The organism is Mannheimia sp. E30BD (assembly GCF_041807785.1).
Taxonomy (GTDB): domain Bacteria; phylum Pseudomonadota; class Gammaproteobacteria; order Enterobacterales; family Pasteurellaceae; genus Mannheimia.
In genome coordinates this window covers 1-17204 of the sequence record NZ_JBGTYX010000001.1, presented here as the reverse complement: position 1 = coordinate 17204, position 17204 = coordinate 1, and the positions used below count along the sequence as shown (strand labels likewise).

The window sequence follows — 17204 nt, the reverse complement described above, 5'->3', positions numbered from 1 at the left end:
CGTAAATTCTAATTAAAAACGCTATTTTGTCAAGATATATACAAGGTTTGGTGATAAAGTGAATATGCGAATTAAAAAACACATTTACGCCCAACACAGTAGTGAATATGAAATCCCGTTTTTTGATGTGGATTCGATGGAAATTATGTGGCACGGGCATTATGTAAAATATCTGGAAATGGCTCGCTGTGCCTTTTTGGAGCAAATTCATTACACCTATGACGTGATGAAAGCCCACGGCTACGGCTATCCGATTGTGCAACTGAATTTAAAATATGTCCGCCCTGCGTTGTTTCGCCAAAAAATTCGGGTGGATGTGGCGTTGGTGGAATATGAAAGCTCCATTCGCTTTGATTACACCATTGTCGATCTAGCCACTGGTAAGAAACTAACCACCGGCAGCACCACGCAAGTGGCGGTGGAAATCGCCAGCCAAGAAATGCAGTTCCAAACCCCACCGTCTTGGCGAAGTGCGGTGGAAAATTATCAGGGTTTTGTGCCGTTAATTTAATCATCGTAGGGGCGGGGGCTTGTACCCGCCCGAATTACCAATGAAGCAATGGGCGGGGGCAGAACCCGCCTCAAAAGAATATGAAAAAATTGATCTTTTCGCTGATTTTCAGCCTGTTTTCACCGCTTGTTGTGGCATTTTCGCAACAAGATTTAGTTTTACAACTCCAAAAGCCAAGCAATTTGCAAGGGCAGTTTAGCCAGCAACGGTTTTTAAACGGGCTAACCAAGCCGATGATGACACAGGGTGATTTTGTGTTGCTGAAAAATCAAGGCTTACTGTGGCAGATGAAAAAGCCGTTTGAAAACCAACTGCGTGTGAAAGCAGACGGCATTAGCCAGTGGAACGGTAGCCAGTGGGTAAGCAGCCAGCAACTCGGTCAGTCGGAACAGATTAAGCTGTTTTTAGGGCTGTTGTCGGGCGATGTGGCGGCACTTTCTTCACAATTTAATCTGCAACTGAACGGTACCGAAAAAGCGTGGCAACTCAGCCTTGTGCCGAACACTTTGTTGATGAAACAGATTTTTGACAATATTGAAATCCGAGGCGATCTGGTCGTGAAAAGCATCGAAATTCGGGAAAAACAGGGGGATCGCACCTTGATCCGTTTCGAGCAAATTCAGCAAGATCAGCCGTTATCGGCATTTGCCCAATCTGCGTTGCAAAAATAATGAAAAAACTGACCGCTTGCCGTTGGCTTTACGCTCTGTTTTTAGTGGGCGTGTTGATTGTCTTTGGCGTACAGTTGCGCCAAGGCGGTTGGCTTCAAACCGAACTGCAAGCATTACTCCCCGAAAGCCATTGGTCGGTAGCACAACAACAAGCCGACCGCCACCAAGAGGCGCAACTTAACCGCCAATTCATCGCTCTTGTCGGGCATTCTGAGGCACAATCTGCCTTTCAACTCACCGCTGAATTGGGCGAAAAATGGCAAAAGAGCGGTCATTTTTCGGTGGTAAATTGGCGGATTGAACCTAATCTGCCCACTCTTCGCCTGCAATTACAGCAACTGCGTGTCGCAACCTTGCCGGAAACCGTGCGAGCAGAGCTACTCAACCAGCCAAACCGCTATTTTCAAGCCTATGCCGAACAACTGGCGAACCCTTTTCAACAACAAAATCTGTTACCGCTGAACCAAGATTGGCTCGGCTTTGGGCGTTTTGCATTGAGCGCTGCACAGGGCTTGTCTTCGCTTAAATGGCATTCGGAAAACGGAATGCTTTATCAAGAAAGCGATGCGCCAAACGAAAAAATGACGTGGGTTGCTATTCACGCCGAATTAGCTCAGGCGGATTTGATTAGCCCCTCGCTGGCGTTGTTAAATTTGGTTGAAGAGAGCAAGCAACAAATTCAAGCTCAACACGGCAAATTACTCGCCACCGGCACTTCCCTGTTTGCGGCTCACGCCAAACAACAAGCGGAAACGGAAAGTGTGCTGATGAGCAGTCTTGGCATTGGCTTTACTCTGCTGCTCCTGCTGGGTGTTTTCCGCTCGTTGCGAGTGATGTGGCTGTTCTTGCCGATTGCAGTAGGAATGTTATGTGGCATAACGGCAACGGTGCTGGGCTTTGGGCATATTCATATTTTAACCTTGGTTATCGGCACCAGCCTGATTGGGGTGTTAATCGATTTCCCGCTCCATTGGCTGAGCGGCGCACTTTCCAACCCAAATTGGCAGCCACAACAGGCGATGAACCGCCTGCGGTTTAGCTTTTTGATTAGCTTGCTGGTGACGTTGCTGGGTTATCTGCTGTTAGGTTTCACGCCCTTAACGGTGCTAAAACAGACCGCACTTTTCTCTGCTGTGGCGTTGGTGACGGCAATGTTGGCAACGGTGTTGTTTTTGCCGATGTTATTTCAACGGCATAAACAGGCTCCCCTCTTTGAAAAAGAGGGGCGGGGGCGAGATTTACAACGGCAAATCTCCCCTAACCCCTCTTTTTCAAAGAGGGGGATCCGATCATTGGGATATGGATTTTTCGTGATTTTAACCCTTATTGGCATAAGCAAAACCCACTGGCAAGACGATATTCGCCATTGGGTTGCATTGCCGGAAAATTTGCTTGCCGATGCACAACAAATCAGCCGTATCACCCAAACCGATCTTGGTAGTCAGTATTTTTTAGTGACCGCCGAAAATGATGATAATTTGCTCAATAAAGAGCAAAACTTGACACAACAACTACTTTTATTACAGCAACAAGGCAAAATTCACTCGTTTCAAGCATTGAGTCAGTGGATAATGTCACCACAGCAACAAAAGGCGTTTACACAACAACTGGCAAGGCAAATTCAGCCTGAGGATTATGCGGTTTTAAGCGAGATCGGCATTGAGCCGGCTCATATTCAACAGGCGATTGAGGCATTCGCCCAAGAAAAACCGATTTCCTTGAAAAGTGCGTTGCAGACCGAACTCGGGCAGGCTTGGCGTTCGCTCTATTTGGGCGAGCTGGAACAAGGGCAAGTGGCGAGTGTGGTAAAAATCAGCGGTTTGCAAAATGCTGCGGAGATGACACCGTTTGCAAACGGCATTGATATTTTTTGGCAAGACAGACGTGCCTACCTCAACCAAGCCTTTGAGCAAAGCCGTAACCAAGCGGCGTGGCTGAAAGTGGTCTCTTTTGGGCTGGCTGGCTGGCTGCTAGGCTATTTCTTTGGGCTACGCCACACCGCTCGAATGTTACTTGTGCCGTTCGGGGCGATTTTGGCAACCATGGCACTGTTCGGCTGGCTGGGGCTGCCGATTAGCCTGTTTGCGATGTTCGGCTTGTTGCTGGTTTCAGCCATCGGCATTGATTACACCGCCTATATGCAAACTGCCGAAGAGCCTGTAGCGGCAAAACGGATTGCGGTATTGCTTGCCGCTGCTACCACGCTGATTTCCTTTTTACTGCTCAGCCAGAGCCACACACCGGCTGTGGCAAGTTTCGGTTTAAGCGTCAGCCTTGGTGTGGTATTGAGTGTGATATTCACTTTTAGATTATTTAAATAGTGCGTTAAAACGCACCCAACGGAGAAAAGAGTATGCAACAATTTGATGTCGTGATTATTGGCGCCGGCCCGTCCGGTTCGGTGTCTGCCTCGCTGTTGAAAAAACAGGGCTTCTCAGTGTGCGTGTTGGAAAAACAGCATTTCCCACGTTTTGTGATTGGCGAGAGCCTGCTACCACACTGTATGGAAATTTTAGAGGATGCGGGGTTGGTCGAGGCAGTTCACGCTGAACCGAGTTTCCAATTCAAAAACGGGGCGGCTTTCACTTGGGGGAATCGTTACACCTATTTTGATTTTACCGATAAATTTACCGCCGGGCCGGGAACGACTTATCAAGTCCGCCGTGGGATTTTCGATAAAATTTTGATCGATGAAACAGCCAAAAAAGGCGTGGAAGTGCGGTTCGGACATGAGGTGTTAGCGTTGGATAATTCGGGTGAGCTGGCGGTGATTTCGGCTCGCACCGAAGCCGGTGAAACGTACCAAATTCAAGCCAAATTTGTGTTAGATGCCAGCGGTTACGGGCGTGTATTGCCTCGTTTAATGCAGTTGGATACACCGTCTCACCTGCCGGCACGTTTGGCACATTTCACCCATATTGACGACAACATTACCGCTGAAGACTTCGACCGCAATAAAATTTTGATTACCACGCACCCAAGCCATCGTGATGTTTGGCTATGGTTAATTCCGTTTGCGGACAACCGTTGTTCTATCGGCGTAGTCGGCTTGCCTGATGTGCTGGAAGGCGACAGCGAAACCGTGTTGAAAAAATTTGCTCTCGAATGCCCAATGCTCAACCGCATTCTTGCCAACGCTAACTGGAACAACGAATTCCCGTTCCGTAACATTCAAGGCTACTCGGCAAATGTAAAATCCCTGCACGGTAAACATTTCGCCCTGTTGGGCAATGCCGCCGAGTTTTTAGATCCGGTGTTCTCCTCCGGTGTGACGATTGCGCTACACTCGGCACAACTTGCCGCCCGCCTTGTTACCCAACAGCTCAACGGACAAGCGGTCGATTGGGAGCAGGAATTTACCAAACCGCTGATGGTGGGCGTAAATGCTTTCCGTACCTATGTAAACGGCTGGTATGACTGCTCATTCCAAGATGTGATCTATGCTCGCAATCCACAACCGGAAATCCGCCAAATGATCTCTTCCATTCTCGCCGGCTATGCTTGGGACGAAAACAACCCGTTTGTAGCGAAGTCTGATGCAAGATTGAAGGCATTGGCGGAAGTTGTTGGTAAAGCAGAAATTGATGATTAAGTTTAATTTTGTGCTTTACAGGGTCGCAGATTATTTGTATACTTTGCGACCTTAACTTGCGAGAGCAAGCTGATGGTGCTTAGCCTATCTAAGCCCCGTCTAAGACTGTAGGGGTGAAAACTTAATAATCCTACATAGATGGTGAACAGACAGAATTCTCTGCTTCTGGACACCTTAGGCTCAAAGAAGATTGCAGCTTGTAGCAATGCAAGCGGTAATATTTTTGGGATTTTTTGTAAATTCTGCTTGAAAAAGCAGAGTGTATCAGGAGCTAAAACCAATGGCATTAAATCTTCAAGACAAACAAGCGATTGTTGCTGAAGTAAACGAAGCTGCCAAAGGTGCACTTTCAGCTGTTGTTGCGGATTCTCGCGGTGTAACAGTTGAAAAAATGACTGAGTTACGTAAAGCAGCTCGTGAAGCTGGTGTGACAATGCAAGTTGTACGTAATACTTTATTACGTCGTGCAGTGGAAGGCACCGAGTTCGAGTGCTTAACAGATACGTTTACCGGTCCGACTCTTATCGCATTCTCAAATGAACACCCAGGTGCAGCAGCACGTTTATTCACTGAATTTGCGAAAACAAACAAAGAGTTTGAACTTAAAGGTGCAGCCTTTGAAGGTAAAAGACAAGATGTTGCATTCTTAGCAACCTTACCAACTTACGAAGAAGCAATTGCACGTTTAATGGGCACAATGAAAGAAGCTGCGGCAGGCAAACTTGTTCGCACTCTTGCAGCATTACGCGATCAAATGGAAGCAGCAGCTTAATTTTAAGCACTCTTCTTTATTCGTTTAACAACTTATTTTACTTTAGGAATCGATTGTTATGTCATTAACTAACGAACAAATCATTGAAGCAATTGCTTCTAAATCAGTATCAGAAATCGTTGAATTAATCACTGCGATGGAAGAAAAATTCGGTGTTTCAGCAGCGGCAGCAGTAGCAGCAGCTCCAGCAGCAGGCGCAGCGGCAGCAGAAGAGAAAACTGAGTTTGATGTAGTATTAGCAGAAGCTGGTGCAAACAAAGTAGCTGTAATCAAAGCAGTACGTGGTGCAACAGGTTTAGGCTTAAAAGAAGCTAAAGACTTAGTAGAATCAGCTCCAGCTGCATTAAAAGAAGGCATCTCTAAAGCAGAAGCTGAAGCACTTAAGAAAGAATTAGAAGAAGCTGGTGCAAAAGTAGAAATCAAATAATTTTTGATTTAACTTTTCCCGGACTTCAAGTTCAAGAAACCTCGATGGAAACATCGGGGTTTTGTTTTTTTGCAAGCGGTAGTTAAATATATAGAGAAAAAATGTAGGGGCAAAATATTTTTTGCCTTTTTGTATTTGATATTTGAATAGGGCGAAAGATGTTTCGCCCCTACGGTGCGGCAATTATTTAATCAATATTGTAGCGGTGGGGCAAGCCCCGCCTTACGTTGAGATTATTTGCAAAAAATTGAAGAAAATTGACCGCTTGTTTTTTTATTTTTGAATTAAATCATCTACTGAATAATCGCTTTTCAGTAGGTCTATTAGGCTGTCGTTTAGGGTGTTGGCTATTTTCCCCATTGCATCTATTGAGATGGCTCTTTTCCCTCACTCTACATCACTTATATAAGCTCGGCTCAGTTCGGCATCAAATGCTAATGCCTCTTGAGAAATATCCTTTAATCGGCGGATTTTTCTAAGGTTATTGGCAAAAGTATGGCGAATCGGGTGGCTGGTCAGCGTTTCATTTTTCATTCTCCTAGTATTGTTTTTAGGGATAAACCTATCAATCTACTACTGAATACTAAATGTAGCCTATCGTTTATATCATTATTCTAATTTCTCGCTAGAATATTTTAAGGAAAATTGAACAAATAAAAATCAATTTTTCAAGGGAGTATACTCCCTTTACTTCCTATTGACATAGGAAGTAAAACATCTCTAATTAAACCATTTCTAAGGATTTATTATGTACAAACAATTTCTTAAATCTATTCTATTAGCTACTGTTGCAACATTTTCTCTTTCGACTGTGGTGAGTGCTAAACCAATCCCTAATAATGCAACATATAATCAAATTTATGATGGTCTTGAAACTATGGCTTATACGGTTGACGATTTAATTGCAGCAGTGAAAAAAGGGCAGCCTAGTTCTCTAGGATATGTGGCTTATATGTATTTTCAATCCGAGCAATTTGATGATGCGTATAATTATGCTCAAAGAGCGGCTGCTAAAAATGATACTTTAGGTAAGTTTATTACAGGATACTTATATGTGTTAGGTCATAAAGGTAATTTCCATGAAGGAATGCCTTTGATAAAAAAGGCTTGTGTAGATGGTAAATTGGGACAAAAATTTTCCAAATCAGATTTGATCGTTAAAGTATGTAAAACTGCTAAAAACTAATAGGATTAGTCATTATGATGTTTTTTATTGTTTTAGCTGGATTATTTATTATCGCTGGATTTGGATTGTATTTAGCTCAAGGTAAAATATCTGACTTTGAAATCAGCTCAGTGCAAGTAGGAAAAGTGATTGTTGTTTTATGTATTAGTGGTGGATATGCTCTTACTTTGGGAAATGTAGTGACTATCCAAGGTTTAGAAGCAACCATTAATTATGTTGAATGGGGCTATTATTTCTTAATTTCTATCTTCGCTATTGGTTTTGCAAGTCTATTTTTCGGTAGTAAATTAGCCCAAGACGAAGAGAAAACCCAATAATTTTTCCATAAAAACAAGCGGTCAATTTGTTGCCAAAATTTAAAAAACCCGCTATAATTTCTAACCATTTTTAGTAAAAATTGGCTGACGGCTTGACCGATCAGCCTTTTGTGCTTGAACGCAAGTGTTGGTTTTGTCATTTTAATCAACAAAATTTGCAAATTTCCTGCCCAATTTGACCGCTTGCAGTAGTGATTTTTGACTGCTTGATTGGCGATTGGAAAATGACACCTCGTACAGTTTTTATAATGCCACTTCCAACCGAGTCTTTCGTGTCGGATTGTGTAATCTCAACCAAAAATATATTTCAGAGGCTATCTTAAAAAATGGCATATTCATATTCCGAGAAAAAGCGTATCCGTAAGAGCTTCGGCAAACGTCCACAAGTTCTGAACGTACCTTATCTATTAACAATTCAGCTTGATTCTTTTGAAAAATTTATCGAAAAAGATCCTGAAGGGCAGCAGGGTTTAGAAGCGGCATTCCGTTCAGTTTTCCCGATTGTGAGCAACAACGGTGCAACTGAATTGCAATACGTTTCTTATGAATTAGGTGAGCCGGTATTTGACGTGCGTGAATGTCAAATTCGTGGTACAACCTATGCCGCTCCATTACGTGTGAAATTGCGTTTAGTGTCTTACGATCGTGAAGCAGCTGCTGGCACAATCAAAGATATTAAAGAGCAAAACGTGTATATGGGCGAAATCCCATTAATGACCGATAACGGTACATTTGTTATTAACGGTACCGAGCGTGTTATTGTTTCTCAATTACACCGCAGTCCAGGTGTATTCTTCGATTCTGACAAAGGTAAAACCCACTCATCAGGTAAAGTGCTGTATAACGCACGTATTATTCCTTATCGTGGTTCTTGGTTAGATTTTGAGTTCGATCCGAAAGATAACTTATTCGCCCGTATCGACCGTCGTCGTAAATTACCAGCAACTATTATTCTACGTGCATTAGGCTACACGACCGAAGAAATCTTAAACTTATTCTTCGAGAAGGTTAAATTTGAAATTGTTGATAACAAATTATTAATGACGTTAGTGCCTGAGCGTTTAAGAGGCGAAACAGCTTCATTTGATATTGCGGCAAACGGTAAAGTGTATGTTGAAATGGGTCGCCGTATCACAGCTCGCCACATTCGTGCATTAGAAAAAGACAATATCAGCCAAATCGAAGTGCCTGTGGAATATATTGTAGGCAAAGTAGCGGCTCAAGATTATGTTGATTTATCGTCAGGTGAAGTGATTTGCCCTGCGAATATGGAAATCTCAATGGAAATGTTGGCGAACTTATCGCAAGCCGGCTATAAAGAGATTGAAGTATTATTCACCAACGATTTAGACCACGGTTCTTATATTTCTGAAACGTTGAGAGTGGATCCAACTTACGATCGTTTAAGTGCGTTAGTAGAAATCTACCGTATGATGCGTCCAGGCGAGCCACCAACAAAAGAAGCGGCAGAAGCGTTATTCGACAATATGTTCTTCTCAGCAGAGCGTTATGATCTATCTGCGGTAGGTCGTATGAAATTTAATCGCTCTTTAGAGATTCCTGAAGGCGAAGGCACAGGCATTTTAAGCAACGATGACATCATCGGTGTGATGAAAAAATTAATTGAGATTCGTAACGGTCGTGGTGAGGTGGACGATATCGACCACTTAGGTAACCGTCGTATCCGTTCTGTAGGCGAGATGGCAGAAAACCAATTCCGTATTGGTTTAGTGCGTGTTGAGCGTGCAGTACGTGAGCGTTTGTCTTTAGGCGATTTAGATGGCGTAACACCACAAGATTTAATTAATGCAAAACCAATTTCTGCGGCAGTGAAGGAGTTCTTCGGTTCTTCACAACTTTCGCAATTTATGGACCAAAACAACCCGCTTTCAGAAGTTACGCACAAACGCCGTATTTCTGCATTAGGCCCAGGTGGTTTAACTCGTGAGCGTGCAGGCTTTGAGGTACGTGACGTACACCCGACTCACTACGGTCGTTTATGTCCAATCGAAACGCCAGAGGGGCCAAACATCGGTTTGATCAACTCTCTTTCGGTGTATGCACGCACAAACAACTACGGCTTCTTAGAAACCCCATTCCGTAAAGTAGTTGATGGTCAAGTAACAGAAGAGATCGAGTACTTATCAGCGATTGAAGAGAGCAACAATATCATTGCTCAGGCGAACTCAAACTTAGATGAGAACTTCCGCTTTACAGATACTTATGTTACTTGCCGTCAGCAAGGTGAGTCAGGTTTATTCAAACCGGAAGAAATTCAGTATATGGACATCTCAACTCAACAAGTGGTTTCTGTAGCGGCAGCATTAATTCCGTTCCTTGAGCACGATGATGCGAACCGTGCGTTGATGGGGGCGAACATGCAACGTCAAGCCGTTCCAACATTACGTGCAGATAAACCATTAGTCGGTACGGGTATGGAAAAACCAATCGCCCTAGACTCTGGTGTAGCGATTGTGGCAAAACGTGGTGGTACTATCCAATATGTTGATGCCTCTCGTATCGTAGTGAAAGTAAATGAAGATGAAACGATCCCGGGCGAAGCAGGTATCGACATCTACAACTTAATCAAATACACCCGTTCAAACCAAAATACTTGTATCAACCAAGTACCTTGTGTGAACTTAGGTGAGCCAGTTGCTCGTGGCGAAATCTTAGCAGATGGCCCTTCAACAGACTTGGGTGAATTAGCATTAGGTCAAAATATCCGTGTGGCATTTATGCCTTGGAACGGTTATAACTTCGAAGACTCAATGTTAGTTTCTGAGCGTGTTGTTCAAGAAGATCGCTTCACTACAATCCACATTCAAGAATTATCTTGTGTGGCTCGTGATACCAAATTAGGTGCAGAAGAGATCACAGCAGATATTCCAAACGTGGGTGAATCTGCATTAAGCAAACTAGACGAATCAGGTATCGTTTACATCGGTGCGGAAGTAAAAGGTGGCGACATCTTAGTCGGTAAAGTAACCCCTAAAGGTGAAACCCAATTAACACCGGAAGAGAAACTATTGCGTGCAATCTTCGGTGAAAAAGCATCAGACGTTAAAGATTCATCACTTCGTGTGCCAAACGGTACTTCAGGTACGGTTATTGATGTTCAAGTATTTACCCGCGATGGCGTAGAGAAAGATAAACGTGCGAAAGAAATCGAAGAACTTCAACTTCGTGAAGCGAAGAAAGATTTATCTGAAGAGTTAGAAATCTTAGAAGCAGGTTTATTTACTCGTGTTCGCAACCTATTAATTGAAGGTGGCGTGAAAGAGTCTGCACTAGATGGCGTTGCTCGTGAGAAATGGTTAGAACAAACTTTAGATGACGAAGCGAAACAAAACCAATTAGAGCAGTTAGCAGAACAGCACGAAGAGTTACGCAAAGAGTTTGAACGTAAACTTGAAATCAAACGTAACAAAATCATTCAAGGCGATGATTTAGCACCGGGCGTGTTAAAAGTAGTTAAAGTTTACCTTGCGGTTAAACGCCAAATCCAACCGGGTGATAAGATGGCGGGTCGTCACGGTAACAAAGGTGTTATCTCGAAAATCAACCCTGTTGAAGATATGCCATATGATGAGAACGGTCAGCCGGTTGAAATCGTATTGAACCCGCTGGGCGTACCATCTCGTATGAACATCGGTCAGATCTTAGAAACCCACTTAGGCTTAGCGGCACGTGGTATCGGTGATCAGATCAACAAGATGATCAAAGAGCAACAAGAAATCGCGAAACTGCGTGAATATATCCAAAAAGCGTATGACTTAGGACACGGTTCACAAGTAGTTGATTTAAGCACCTTCACTGATGAAGAAGTGATGCGTTTAGCTCAAAATTTACGTAAAGGCTTACCGCTTGCAACCCCTGTGTTCGACGGTGCACACGAAACAGAAATCAAAGGCTTATTAGAATTAGGTGGCTTACCAACTTCAGGTCAAATTACCCTTTACGATGGCCGCACAGGTGAGAAATTCGAGCGTCCAGTAACCGTTGGTTATATGTATATGCTCAAATTGAACCACTTAGTTGATGACAAAATGCATGCACGTTCAACGGGTTCTTATAGCCTTGTTACTCAACAACCGTTGGGTGGTAAAGCTCAGTTCGGTGGTCAGCGTTTCGGTGAGATGGAGGTTTGGGCATTAGAAGCATACGGTGCTGCTTACACACTTCAAGAAATGCTTACTGTGAAATCGGATGACGTGAACGGCCGTACGAAGATGTACAAAAACATCGTAGATGGTACGCATTATATGGAACCGGGTATCCCTGAGTCATTTAATGTAATCACCAAAGAGATCCGTGCATTAGCGATCGATATGGAGTTGGACGAAGCTTAATTTCGTTTGGATAAATGTAGGGGCGAATTACATTCGCCCACAAACGAAACAACAAGCGGTTCATTTTTACAAAAAATTTGCAAAATTTGGGGTAAACCTAACCGCTTGTACACAAAATTTACTCGCTCGGCTAATTGCGGGGCGAATTTAAAAACCTACCCTAGGGGCAAAAAAGTGAAAGACTTAGTGAAGTTTTTAAAAGCACAAACAAAATCAAGCGATGATTTTGATGTGATTAAAATTGGTTTAGCATCACCAGATAAGATCCGTTCTTGGTCTTTCGGTGAAGTAAAAAAACCAGAAACGATTAACTACCGTACCTTCAAACCAGAGCGTGATGGTTTATTCTGTGCTCGTATCTTCGGGCCGGTAAAAGACTACGAGTGTTTATGTGGTAAATACAAACGCTTAAAACATCGTGGTGTAATTTGTGAAAAATGTGGTGTTGAGGTTACACAAACTAAAGTACGCCGTGAGCGTATGGGGCATATTGAATTAGCTTGCCCGGTTGCACACATTTGGTTCTTAAAATCACTTCCGTCCCGTATCGGCTTAATTTTAGATATGCCGTTACGTGATATTGAGCGTGTACTTTATTTTGAAAGCTATGTCGTAACTGAACCAGGTATGACTGATTTAGAGAAAAATCAGTTATTAACTGAAGAACAGTTTATGGACGCTGAAGAGCGTTGGGGCGATGAGTTCGAAGCGAAAATGGGTGCAGAAGGTATCCAAGTATTACTTCGTGATTTAGACTTAGAACACCAATGCGAAACGTTACGTGAAGAATTACAAGAAACCAACTCAGAAACAAAACGTAAAAAAATCACTAAGCGTTTAAAAACCTTAGAAGCGTTCTTACAATCTGGCAACAAACCAGAATGGATGGTAATGACCGTTCTTCCTGTATTACCACCAGATTTACGTCCATTAGTACCGCTTGATGGTGGTCGTTTTGCAACTTCTGACTTAAACGACTTATACCGCCGTGTAATTAACCGTAACAACCGTTTAAAACGCTTGTTAGACTTAGTTGCACCAGACATCATCGTACGTAACGAGAAACGTATGTTACAAGAATCTGTTGATGCATTATTAGATAACGGTCGTCGTGGTCGTGCAATCACGGGTTCTAACAAACGTCCATTAAAATCACTTGCGGATATGATCAAGGGTAAACAAGGTCGTTTCCGTCAAAACTTATTAGGTAAACGTGTAGACTACTCAGGTCGTTCTGTAATTACCGTAGGTCCATACTTACGCTTACACCAATGTGGTTTACCGAAGAAAATGGCATTGGAATTATTCCGTCCATTTATCTACTCTAAATTAGAATCTCGTGGCATTGCATCAACCATCAAAGCTGCGAAGAAAATGGTAGAACGTGAAGATCCAATCGTATGGGATATTCTTGCAGAAGTTATCCGTGAGCATCCGATTCTTCTGAACCGTGCGCCAACGCTTCACCGTTTAGGTATTCAAGCGTTTGAGCCGTTACTAATCGAAGGTAAAGCAATCCAGTTACACCCACTTGTGTGTGCGGCTTTCAACGCGGACTTCGATGGTGACCAAATGGCAGTACACGTTCCATTAACACTTGAAGCTCAGTTAGAAGCTCGTGCGTTAATGATGTCTACCAACAACGTACTTTCACCAGCAAGTGGTGATCCGATTATCGTTCCATCCCAAGATGTTGTATTAGGCTTGTACTATATGACTCGTGAGAAAGTAAACGGTAAAGGCGAAGGAATGTACTTCTTAGACCCTCGTGAAGCGGAAAAAGCATACCGCACAGGGGAAGCAGAATTACACTCTCGCGTAAAAGTGCGTGTTACCGAATATGAGAAAAACGAAGCAGGCGAATTTGTTGCTAAAACGGAATTAGTGGATACTACTATCGGTCGTTCCATTTTATGGATGATCGCACCAAAAGGTATGCCATTTAGCTTATTCAACCAAACATTAGGTAAAAAAGCGATCTCAAAATTAATTAACGAGAGCTACCGCCGTTTAGGTTTAAAAGAGTCTGTAGTTTTAGCTGACCAAATTATGTACACCGGTTTCGCTTACGCTGCACGTTCAGGTGCTTCTGTTGGTATTGATGATATGGTTATTCCAGAACAAAAATACTCAATCATTGAAGCGGCTGAAGCAGAAGTAGCTGAAATTCAAGAACAGTTCAACGGCGGTTTAGTAACAGCTGGTGAGCGTTATAACAAAGTAATCGATATTTGGGCAGCAGCAAACGAACGTGTTGCTAAAGCGATGATGGAAAACCTTTCAACGGAAGAAGTAATCAACCGTGAAGGTAACCCAGAAAAACAAGCGTCATTTAACAGCATCTTTATGATGGCAGACTCTGGTGCGCGTGGTTCTGCGGCACAGATTCGTCAGTTAGCGGGTATGCGTGGCTTGATGGCACGTCCAGACGGTTCGATTATCGAAACGCCAATCACGGCAAACTTCCGTGAAGGCTTAAACGTATTACAGTACTTTATTTCAACCCACGGTGCGCGTAAAGGTCTTGCCGATACCGCATTAAAAACAGCGAACTCTGGTTATTTAACCCGCCGTTTAGTAGATGTGGCACAAGACTTAGTAATCATCGAAGATGACTGTGGTACGCACGAAGGTATCGTGATGACCCCATTAATCGAAGGTGGTGATGTGAAAGAAGCGCTGCGCGATCGTGTATTAGGTCGTGTAGTAGCGGAAGATGTATTAAAACCAGGTACAGATGAAGTATTAATTCCACGCAACACCTTATTAGATGAAAAATGGTGTGATGTAGTTGATCGTGAATCCGTTGATGTAATCAAAGTACGTTCTGTAGTAACCTGTAACACAGACTACGGAGTGTGTGCGAAATGTTACGGTCGTGACTTAGCACGTGGTCACTTAATCAATCAAGGTGAAGCGGTTGGTGTTATTGCGGCACAATCAATCGGTGAACCGGGTACACAGTTAACGATGCGTACGTTCCATATCGGTGGTGCGGCATCTGCGGCAGCGAAAGAATCTAGCATTCAAGTGAAAAATGCAGGTACGATTAAGCTAACTAACGCTAAATTTGTAACGAACAAAGACGGCAAAATCGTATTAACATCTCGTAATACTGAATTAACGGTTATCGATACATTCGGTCGTACAAAAGAGAACTACAAAGTGCCTTACGGAGCAGTGTTATCGAAAAATGACGGTGCAGAAGTAAACGCAGGCGAAGTAGTGGCGAACTGGGATCCACACACAATGCCAGTTATCTCAGAGGTAGCAGGTCGTATCCAATTTAGCGACATCGTTGATGGCTTAACAGTAACTCGTCAAACGGACGAATTAACAGGTTTATCATCAATCGTGGTGCAAGATGTGGGTGAACGTGCAACTGCAGGTAAAGATTTACGTCCAGCACTACGTTTAGTCGATAGCAACGGTAATGATATCTTAATTCCGGGTACAGATGTTCCAGCGCAATACTTCTTACCAGGTAAAGCGATTGTAACCTTAGATGACGGTGCAGAAATTGCAGTGGGTGAAGCCTTAGCACGTATTCCACAAGAATCTGTGGGTACTAAGGATATTACCGGTGGTCTTCCACGCGTAGCAGACTTATTCGAAGCCCGTAAACCGAAAGAGCCGGCAATCCTTGCGGAAATTTCAGGTATCGTATCATTCGGTAAAGAAACCAAAGGTAAACGCCGCTTGGTAATTACTCCAGCCGAAGGCGAAGCGTTTGAAGAAATGATTCCAAAATGGCGTCAATTAAACGTATTCGAAGGCGAGATGGTACAACGTGGTGATGTGATCTCAGACGGTGCAGAAACTCCGCACGACATCTTACGCTTACGTGGTGTACACGCTGTAACAGACTACATCGTAAACGAAGTACAAGAAGTTTACCGCTTACAAGGGGTAAAAATTAACGACAAGCACATCGAAGTGATTGTTCGCCAAATGTTGCGTAAAGCAACTATCACCAACGCTTACGACTCTGAATTCCTAGACGGAGAACAAGTCGAAGTAGCTCGTGTGAAAATTGCTAACCGCAAACGTGCAGCAGAAGGCAAACCACTTGTTGAGTTTGAACGTGAATTGCTTGGTATTACCAAAGCATCTCTTGCAACAGAAAGCTTTATTTCTGCAGCCTCGTTCCAAGAAACCACTCGAGTGCTTACCGAAGCCGCAGTGGCAGGCAAACAAGATGAGTTACGTGGCTTAAAAGAAAACGTAATCGTTGGTCGCCTAATCCCAGCAGGTACTGGTTTTGCTTACCACCAAGCTCGCGCGAAAAAACGTGCACAACTTGATGCAGGCATCGCAGTAGCCCCTGAATACGAAGCACCAGCTACAAAAGAAAACTCATTTGTTACTGATGCAGACATCGAAGCTGAATTTGAATTCGTTGCCGACGATGCAACCCAAAGTTTAGCCGCGTTGTTAAATGCGGGTGAGGAAGAGTAATAGTTCGTAGAGGAGCTGTTGTTACAGCACCGATAAATTGGAAACCTAGAACTTATGTTCTAGGTTTTTTGTTATAGTAATGGTTCTATATCACGAGTTATATCAATATTTGAATTATTTAGTGATACAGAAAAATAATGTTCGTGTTTAGCAACAACCGATGATGAGGAAAATAATGTATAGTCACTTTCTTCAGTTTGATAATAGTATATTTCTATACTATGAATCTTATATTTAGATGATAAATTTTCCATGTTATTATATAGATAACTATCTTCATTTTTTCGGTTACGATTCTGAGTATTGGAGTTAAAATATGAAATAAAACATTTCTCAATTATTTTACCTTCAGTATCAATATTAACTTCGTTAGTCATTGCATTCGATGCGATAATATTTAAACTAGAATTATTATTATCTGTTATTACTCTAACTTTGAAAGTATTAAAATAGATCAGGAAATCATTATCTTCATTTGATATCTTATATAGGATATCACTTAATCCAGTATGTGAACCATTTGTTGGCCTTCTACTTGGTTCATTTGTATACCCAACATATTCCACCTTATTACTGATACCTAAATTTATCTTGCTTAGATCAAAGAATTCATGGATTGGAAGAGTTTCCTTATTGCCATCATAATAAAAAATAGAAATAAAATTTTCTTGTAAATAAATTTTTGGACGTTTATTTTTATTAGCACAATCGATGAATTTAACTTTAATATATTTCTTAACCTTATTTTTACCTATTAAAATGGGAATATAAGTATATTTAGAAATAGGATTAAACAAGGGGCTGTCCTAGATAACGACTAAAACTTCCATTTAGGTTAAGATAACCTTATGAGAAAAAGTCGTCTAAGTCAGTACAAACAACATAAACTCATAGAGCTGTTTGTAGCAGGCGTAACCG

General features: G+C 42.6%; 12 protein-coding genes and 1 pseudogene. 11 read left to right on the top strand and 2 right to left on the bottom strand.

Annotated elements, in window-relative coordinates; translation table 11 throughout:
- Nucleotides 1-70 precede the first annotated feature (70 nt).
- The 6 genes from ACERCG_RS00065 (at nt 71) to rplL (ending at nt 5973) form a co-directional block, all read left to right on the top strand.
- A complete protein-coding gene (locus ACERCG_RS00065) occupies nt 71-511 on the top strand; it encodes a thioesterase family protein (RefSeq protein WP_025266668.1) in 441 nt (146 codons plus the stop codon).
- A gap of 80 nt (nt 512-591) precedes the next feature.
- A complete protein-coding gene (locus tag ACERCG_RS00060; protein WP_373610067.1) occupies nt 592-1182 on the top strand; it encodes an outer membrane lipoprotein carrier protein LolA in 591 nt (196 codons plus the stop codon).
- Complete coding sequence (locus ACERCG_RS00055) at nt 1182-3503, top strand: MMPL family transporter (protein WP_373610066.1); 2322 nt, start codon at nt 1182-1184, stop codon at nt 3501-3503. Before ACERCG_RS00060 ends, ACERCG_RS00055 begins: the two co-directional genes overlap by 1 nt.
- A 32-nt stretch (nt 3504-3535) precedes the next feature.
- On the top strand, nt 3536-4774 hold the full coding sequence (locus ACERCG_RS00050; RefSeq protein WP_373610065.1) for an NAD(P)/FAD-dependent oxidoreductase: 1239 nt from the start codon (nt 3536-3538) through the stop codon (nt 4772-4774).
- 280 nt (nt 4775-5054) lie between these two features.
- Nucleotides 5055-5546: a 50S ribosomal protein L10 gene (gene rplJ / locus ACERCG_RS00045; protein ID WP_025235143.1), complete on the top strand. Its 492-nt coding sequence runs from the start codon at nt 5055-5057 to the stop codon at nt 5544-5546.
- Nucleotides 5547-5604: 58 nt separating this feature from the next.
- Complete coding sequence (gene rplL, locus ACERCG_RS00040) at nt 5605-5973, top strand: 50S ribosomal protein L7/L12 (protein WP_006248748.1); 369 nt, start codon at nt 5605-5607, stop codon at nt 5971-5973.
- A gap of 387 nt (nt 5974-6360) precedes the next feature.
- Here the strand turns inward: rplL and ACERCG_RS00035 are convergent, their stop codons facing one another.
- Nucleotides 6361-6507 carry a helix-turn-helix domain-containing protein gene (locus tag ACERCG_RS00035; RefSeq protein WP_373610064.1) on the bottom strand — a complete coding sequence of 49 codons (147 nt, stop codon included), beginning with the start codon at nt 6505-6507 and terminating at the stop codon, nt 6361-6363.
- 214 nt (nt 6508-6721) lie between these two features.
- On the opposite strand from ACERCG_RS00035, the gene ACERCG_RS00030 reads away from it, so the two are divergent.
- The 4 genes from ACERCG_RS00030 (at nt 6722) to rpoC (ending at nt 16286) form a co-directional block, all read left to right on the top strand.
- The gene (locus ACERCG_RS00030) at nt 6722-7159 is read left to right on the top strand and encodes a hypothetical protein (RefSeq protein WP_373610063.1); all 438 of its coding nucleotides are present in this window, start codon (nt 6722-6724) and stop codon (nt 7157-7159) included.
- A gap of 14 nt (nt 7160-7173) precedes the next feature.
- Nucleotides 7174-7476 (top strand): hypothetical protein, encoded by a 303-nt coding sequence (locus tag ACERCG_RS00025; RefSeq protein WP_373610062.1) that lies wholly within the window; start codon nt 7174-7176, stop codon nt 7474-7476.
- Nucleotides 7477-7802: 326 nt separating this feature from the next.
- Nucleotides 7803-11828: a DNA-directed RNA polymerase subunit beta gene (rpoB, locus tag ACERCG_RS00020; protein ID WP_373610061.1), complete on the top strand. Its 4026-nt coding sequence runs from the start codon at nt 7803-7805 to the stop codon at nt 11826-11828.
- Between the two features lie 174 nt (nt 11829-12002).
- Nucleotides 12003-16286: a DNA-directed RNA polymerase subunit beta' gene (gene rpoC / locus ACERCG_RS00015; RefSeq protein WP_373610060.1), complete on the top strand. Its 4284-nt coding sequence runs from the start codon at nt 12003-12005 to the stop codon at nt 16284-16286.
- Nucleotides 16287-16357: 71 nt separating this feature from the next.
- On the opposite strand, the gene ACERCG_RS00010 is transcribed toward rpoC, so the two are convergent.
- Nucleotides 16358-17083 (bottom strand): hypothetical protein, encoded by a 726-nt coding sequence (locus ACERCG_RS00010; RefSeq protein ID WP_373610059.1) that lies wholly within the window; start codon nt 17081-17083, stop codon nt 16358-16360.
- A 51-nt stretch (nt 17084-17134) separates the two neighbouring features.
- Here ACERCG_RS00010 and ACERCG_RS00005 point away from each other — a divergent pair.
- Nucleotides 17135-17204 (top strand): annotated as a pseudogene (locus ACERCG_RS00005) (IS1595 family transposase); the annotation flags it as partial.

Coding starts and splice junctions, on each gene's coding strand:
- ACERCG_RS00060 (WP_373610067.1), top strand. CDS start 592: ATGAAAAAATTGATCTTTTCGCTGATTTTCAGCCTGTTTTCACCGCTT.
- ACERCG_RS00055 (WP_373610066.1), top strand. CDS start 1,182: ATGAAAAAACTGACCGCTTGCCGTTGGCTTTACGCTCTGTTTTTAGTG.
- ACERCG_RS00050 (WP_373610065.1), top strand. CDS start 3,536: ATGCAACAATTTGATGTCGTGATTATTGGCGCCGGCCCGTCCGGTTCG.
- rplJ (WP_025235143.1), top strand. CDS start 5,055: ATGGCATTAAATCTTCAAGACAAACAAGCGATTGTTGCTGAAGTAAAC.
- rplL (WP_006248748.1), top strand. CDS start 5,605: ATGTCATTAACTAACGAACAAATCATTGAAGCAATTGCTTCTAAATCA.
- ACERCG_RS00035 (WP_373610064.1), bottom strand. CDS start 6,507: ATGAAAAATGAAACGCTGACCAGCCACCCGATTCGCCATACTTTTGCC.
- ACERCG_RS00030 (WP_373610063.1), top strand. CDS start 6,722: ATGTACAAACAATTTCTTAAATCTATTCTATTAGCTACTGTTGCAACA.
- ACERCG_RS00025 (WP_373610062.1), top strand. CDS start 7,174: ATGATGTTTTTTATTGTTTTAGCTGGATTATTTATTATCGCTGGATTT.
- rpoB (WP_373610061.1), top strand. CDS start 7,803: ATGGCATATTCATATTCCGAGAAAAAGCGTATCCGTAAGAGCTTCGGC.